We start from the raw sequence: 1655 nt of genomic DNA, 5'->3' as shown, positions 1-1655 counted from the left end.
TTTTGTTTCATTGGCTTGCATTTCTCTCTCTCTGCCGTATACTTATAGGTAGAATACTTACAAGATAACAGGGAGACTACTATGAAACTACTGATTATCACCGCACCATTAGGCAATGGCCATAATGCTGTTGCCGGAGCGATTTCTGATTGCTTTACCGCACAATATCCAGACGCTTCCTGCGAAATTTTGGACATGTATGAATATATCAGTCCACATCTGAAAAAGGCAACGGCGAGCGGATATTTTCTTTCTATGAAGACTCTGTCCCATTTTCATGATATGGCATCCAACGCCTATACGTGGCAGGATGAAAAAGACTTTAACGAATACACGCCGTCTCGGCTGGCAGATGCTTTTCTCGCTTCGCGGCTGCGTCATGCCATTGATGCGTATGCGCCAGACTGCATTGTGTGCACCATGGTTTACGCCGCACAGGCTGTTGATCTGCTCAAAGAACATGGTGCCATTACCTGTCCTTGCTACGGTATCATTACTGACTTTACCGTGCAAAATTATTGGGAAGATGTTGAATATTTCGAGTATATCGTTGCGCCCAGTGAATATTTACAACCACAATTTTCCCGCCGCGGCATTGATTTTTCCCGCGTTTTGCCATTCGGCATCCCGATTCGCAAACAATTCCAAGAAAAGCATGACAAGCTGGAAATGCGACAAAAATTCGGATTGCATGAAACACTGCCGACCATTTTAATTATGAGCGGCGGCATGGGATTCGGTGATTTGCCGGAATATATCGCATCCATTGAAGAATTACCTTTTGACGTACAAATTATCGTAATCTGCGGTAAAAATGAAAAGCTCTTGGAAAAAGTCCAAGCTTTGCAGACACATAATACCATGAAAGTATTTGGCTACGTGAGCAACGTCGATGAAATCATGGATGCAGCAGATTGTCTGCTGAGCAAGCCCGGCGGAATTACAACCAGTGAATCTCTGGCAAAGGGCTTGCCGATGTTGATGATTCATCCGCTTCCTGGTGTAGAAGACCGCAATGTAGAATTTCTGCAAGCCAACGGTGCAGCGATTTATATTACCAAGACATGGCAGATTTCTGATGCCATGCATTTACTATTTCAGTGTCCGGGACGAATCGATCGCTTGCAGGAAAGCATCCAAGCTATCGCAAAACCGCACGCTACACAGGATCTGTGTCAGCACATCGCACAGACAATTCAAACCATGGAGGAATCTATATGAGTACACATTATGCATTTATTGGCGCCGGAAACATGGCAAAAGCAATGATCGGCGGTATTCTCTCATCTGGCCTTGCTGCGCCAAATTGTGTTTTGGCAAGCAACCCATCTGCTCCTAAGCTGGATGCATTAAAAGAAGAATTTGGCATTCAAACTATTCAGAAGGACAACGCAGCAGCGGCAGCGCAAGCCGATGTCCTTGTACTTTCCGTGAAACCGTATCTCTATGAAACGGTCATTGCTGAAATTCGAGATGTCATTCGGCCAGAAACCATTGTGGTGATGATTGCTGCCGGACAGACCCTTGCCGCAAACGAAGCCCGATTTGAAAAACCGGTAAAACTGGTTCGCGTTATGCCCAACACGCCTGCTCTCGTTGGTGAAGCCATGTCTGCGGTTTGTTTTAATGCCAATATTACATCGGAAGATCGAAAC

At 45.4% G+C, this 1655-nt stretch carries 2 protein-coding genes; both read left to right on the top strand.

Features of this window, described 5'->3' with window-relative positions:
* Nucleotides 1–81 precede the first annotated feature (81 nt).
* Nucleotides 82–1221 carry an MGDG synthase family glycosyltransferase gene (locus ACR0P9_RS12205; protein WP_432620533.1) on the top strand — a complete coding sequence of 380 codons (1140 nt, stop codon included), beginning with the start codon at nucleotides 82–84 and terminating at the stop codon, nucleotides 1219–1221.
* Nucleotides 1218–1655 (top strand): pyrroline-5-carboxylate reductase family protein (locus tag ACR0P9_RS12200; protein WP_432620531.1); only part of this gene is annotated, 438 nt, incomplete at its 3' end. The genes ACR0P9_RS12205 and ACR0P9_RS12200, both read left to right, overlap by 4 nt.

This window comes from Butyricicoccus sp. (assembly GCF_050872565.1).
Lineage (GTDB): Bacteria > Bacillota > Clostridia > Oscillospirales > Butyricicoccaceae > Butyricicoccus_A.
The sequence above is the reverse complement of the archived record's forward strand: the minus strand, read 5'-3'. Positions and strand labels throughout refer to the sequence as shown.